The sequence below is a fragment of the Lishizhenia sp. genome (assembly GCF_057456495.1).
In genome coordinates this window covers 1-4121 of sequence record NZ_JBVCPV010000224.1, presented here as the reverse complement: position 1 = coordinate 4121, position 4121 = coordinate 1, and the positions used below count along the sequence as shown (strand labels likewise).

The following is a 4121-nucleotide window of genomic DNA, read 5'->3' as shown; positions in this document are numbered from 1 at the left end:
TTTCCCGAAACCGCTTTTTGAATTTTACACCCTGGTTTTTGAATAAATATTGAGTTATACGTTTGCTGAATATCTTTTAACAAAGAGAAGTTTTAAAAGGTTCTCGAGCGAAGTGGAGAAATGATTTTTGAATTCATTAGGCCAAATTCCACCACCCTACGGGATGGTAAAACCAGGCTATTCGCTGTACAAACTGCCCTACTCGGCTATTACACTAAGGGCTTTTGTGGCTCTCGCTGTCGCCCCAACACCTCAAGTTCATCACGCCAGAAGCTCAGCCCGTGCCGCTGCTATCCTTTTTGGAAAGATTAAAACGCTAAGTCAACTCGACTATTCACCCTAAAGGGCTCAACCTCTCCAGCATCACTACCGTGCATCCCCCTCCAAGTACCTCTAGGAAACTGATTAGAAGTAGCAGGAGTCCAATCCGAAAACTCATCCATTATATAATTCGTCAACAAAACTTCACTCTTCTTCGCTAACTTTCTTCCATCGAAAATCACTTTATATAATGTTCCGTTAGACAACACGATTAACGCAACATTTACCCCTTTCAAATCAATACCATTCTTAAGCGCTCTTTTCTCTATTCTTTGTTTTAACAACACCTCATTTGGCAAGCCCTCTTCTTCCTTACTAATTTCTGAATAAATAACTGTTGCTTTCGTTATTGGCTTTCTATAGATTTGATGCGACCAATATTCTTTGTTCTTGTATTCGTGATCCCATGAATCTATCATGTAATGCAAATTACGTCTTTCAAACCTATCATTACCAGTAACACACCAAGTTATCACGGGCTCTAACGCCATATTATGATGTTGATAAACCAATAAAAAACCACCAATTATTTTTTTGATTGACTTCTTGTTATTGAACCTATCTTCCCATTCTATTTCTACTGTCGAACTCCCCATGGGTATATCATCTATGGTTAAATCAGACCCTAAATAATCACGATTCTTCATGTAAGGGTTTTCTACGAGCGTATCTATTACACGAGAATCATCACCATTCCTTCGATAAATACTCTTCTCTATAAAAGGAAATAGTTTTAGCACCCATCCAGAGATGTACAAGTTCATATACACTTCTTCAGTTTTATACATTTCTCTCCAAAACTCTCGACGAGCATTTCCTTTTTTAGCTGCAATCACCTCTTTCACTATTGGTTTTAAAACTTCAGCCCATTCTTGTAATCCATACTCTTTCAGTTTGTCTAAATTCTTTTGAATCCAATACCAATCTTCGAGACTTCCTCTGAGGTAAATTTTAGGAATTCCACATCCCGAAATTAATTGGTAATTATAAACGTGACTCACCCCTTCCATTTGAGTGATTACGAAAACATTATGTTCGTCCGCTGAAGTATTGGAAAATTGAGGGATATAAAAATCAAGTTCTGTCGAGGTCAATTCCTTCTTCAAAGAAGTTTCAAACCCCTTGAGTACCGAACTCCAACTCGCATCATCATCCAATGCCACATCATCGTATCTCACCAACATATCCTTCTTGTTCGGAGCATCATCAGTAGTAGATGATCGTTTATGATTTACCCCCTGCAACACACAGAGCCAAAAAGACTCTGGAGTTAAAACAAAGGGCCTATGTTCTGCATAAGACACGTGTAAGGCACCGATAAAAGAATTCTGGATTCCTATCCTTACATAATCCTTACCTTTTACATCCTTCGAAATATAAACGATATCTCTTCCTAATTTTTTAGACAAACAAGAGTCAACAGGTTCAGTGGGTAACAAAATTGTAGCTGTCTCAACTTCATCTACTTCAAACACTGTTGCATTTGATAATCCTAGCTGAGAAAAACTAAAAAATGTATAGAAACTAAAAATGATAAGCAATATTGATTTCATAGTTCATTTATAAAGGTAAAACATTGACTCTTTGATTCTTTACAGTGGAAACTTGAAAAGGTACAAAGCACAGCAAAACAAACAAATCAGAATTTTATCGCTGCAATTCATGGCTTTGTACCTTTGGTTTATACTTTAAATGCAGACCCAAAAAAAAGTAACACGCTTCCGCGCGATTCTATCCCGTGGAGAGTGCTACTTTTACATTTACCTTTATAGAAAGCTCCTATAACTGCAGATTTTCAGAAAGAAAACATCTTAAAAAATTTTCAATCCTAAAAAATAAACTATCTTTGCCCCACGCAATTAGGCGTATACATAAAAATCATTAAACAATATTGGAATGTATTTAGCACCAGAAAAAAAACAAGAGATTTTCGCAAAACACGGAAAATCAGGAGCAGACACAGGTTCTGCAGAGGGACAAATCGCTTTGTTCACTTACAGAATTAGTCACTTAACTGGACACTTGAAAAAGAACCGTAAAGATTACGCTACACAACGTGCTCTTCAGTTATTAGTTGGTAAAAGAAGAAGTCTTTTAGATTACTTAAAGAAGAAAGACATCGCTCGTTACCGTGCTATTGTTAAGGAATTAGGATTAAGAAGATAATTCTACAAAGTTTTCTTATTTTAGAAGACGAAACGTATTAAAGAGGGGGCAATCGATTCAGTTCGACTGCCCTTTTTTTATAAAAAACCTAGCATTATAAAACGTGCTAGTCGCAGTGTAACTGTGTGAATATGTAATACATAGATATGAATATAGGAATAAAAAAGACCATCACTACAGGTGGAAAAGAGATTTCCATCGAAACAGGAAAGTTGGCAAAACAGGCCGATGGATCAGTAGTGTTACGAATGGGAGATACAATGTTGTTAGCAACAGTTGTATCAGCAAAAGAAGCTAAAGAAGGAGTTGACTTCCTTCCTTTAACTGTTGATTACAGAGAAAAATTTGCAGCTGCAGGTAAAATTCCTGGAGGATTCTTAAGACGTGAAGCACGTCCTACAGATAGCGAAGTATTGGTTATGCGTTTAGTTGACCGTGCATTGCGTCCGTTGTTCCCAGAAGATTACCACGCAGATACACAATTGATGATTCAATTGATTTCTTACGATGGTGTTAACCAACCAGATGCATTGGCTGGATTCGCAGCTTCAGCTTGTTTAGCAGTTTCTGACATTCCTTTCAACGGTCCAATGTCTGAGGTAAGAGTTGCACGTGTTGAAGGTGAATACATCATCAACCCTACGAAAGAGGAAATGGAGAAAGCTGACATGGATATTATGTTAGCAGGTACTGAGAAAGATATCGTAATGTTAGAGGGTGAAATGCAAGAAGCCTCTGAAGAAGATATGATCGAAGTAATCAAATTAGGTCACGAAGCAATTAAAGAACAATGTGCATTCCAATTGGAATTAGCTGCAGAAGTTCCTACTTCTTCTCCTAAAAGAGAGTACTCTCACGAAACGCACGATGAAGCATTAGAGAAGCGTATCCACGAAATGGCGTACGACAAATGTGCGGATGTTGCAAGACAAGGATTGGCTGACAAAGCGAAAAGAGCTGAGTTATTCGGTGCTATTAAAGAAGAAATCACTGCTCAATTCACAGAAGAAGAGCAAGAAGAATACGGAGCTTTAATTGGAGTTTACTTCAAGAAAGCAATGAAAGAAGCAGTTCGTTACGTTATCTTAAAAGAGCGTATCCGTTTAGATGGACGTAAGTTTGAAGAAATCAGACCTATCTGGTGTGAGGTTGATTACTTACCAATGACACACGGTTCTGCTATCTTTACAAGAGGTGAAACACAATCGTTAACTACTTTAACTTTAGGTGGTAAGTTAGATGAGCAAATGTTAGATGGAGCAACATTCAGAGGAACTGAAAACTTCATGTTGCACTACAACTTCCCTCCATTCTCAACTGGAGAAGCACGTCCTATTAGAGGTGTATCTCGTAGAGAGATTGGTCACGGTAACTTAGCATGGAGAGCGATTAAGCCTATGCTACCAGAAGACAACCCTTACACAATTCGTTTGGTATCTGAGATTTTGGAATCTAACGGTTCTTCATCTATGGCTACAGTTTGTGCTTCAACATTAGCGTTGATGGACGGTGGTATCCAAATGAAGTCGCCAGTATCAGGTATCGCAATGGGATTGATCATCAACAAAGAGGGAGATTTCGCAGTATTATCTGATATCTTAGGAGACGAAGATCACTTAGGTGATATGGACTTT

General features: G+C 38.0%; 3 protein-coding genes. 2 read left to right on the top strand and 1 reads right to left on the bottom strand.

What is annotated here, in order from left to right; genetic code table 11:
* Nucleotides 1–308 precede the first annotated feature (308 nt).
* A complete protein-coding gene (locus tag AC22ZQ_RS12945) occupies nt 309–1874 on the bottom strand; it encodes a DUF4419 domain-containing protein (protein WP_318959184.1) in 1566 nt (521 codons plus the stop codon).
* Nucleotides 1875–2217: 343 nt separating this feature from the next.
* Here AC22ZQ_RS12945 and rpsO point away from each other — a divergent pair, with 343 nt between their 5' ends.
* Together rpsO and AC22ZQ_RS12935 are read left to right on the top strand one after the other, a co-directional pair.
* On the top strand, nt 2218–2487 hold the full coding sequence (gene rpsO / locus AC22ZQ_RS12940; RefSeq protein WP_090245022.1) for a 30S ribosomal protein S15: 270 nt from the start codon (nt 2218–2220) through the stop codon (nt 2485–2487).
* Nucleotides 2488–2633: 146 nt separating this feature from the next.
* On the top strand, nt 2634–4121 hold a 1488-nt coding region (locus AC22ZQ_RS12935), incomplete at its 3' end, for a polyribonucleotide nucleotidyltransferase (protein ID WP_318959183.1).

Excerpts from the sequence above, each read along its gene's own strand:
- rpsO (WP_090245022.1), top strand. The coding sequence starts at position 2,218 with ATGTATTTAGCACCAGAAAAAAAACAAGAGATTTTCGCAAAACACGGA.
- AC22ZQ_RS12945 (WP_318959184.1), bottom strand. The coding sequence starts at position 1,874 with ATGAAATCAATATTGCTTATCATTTTTAGTTTCTATACATTTTTTAGT.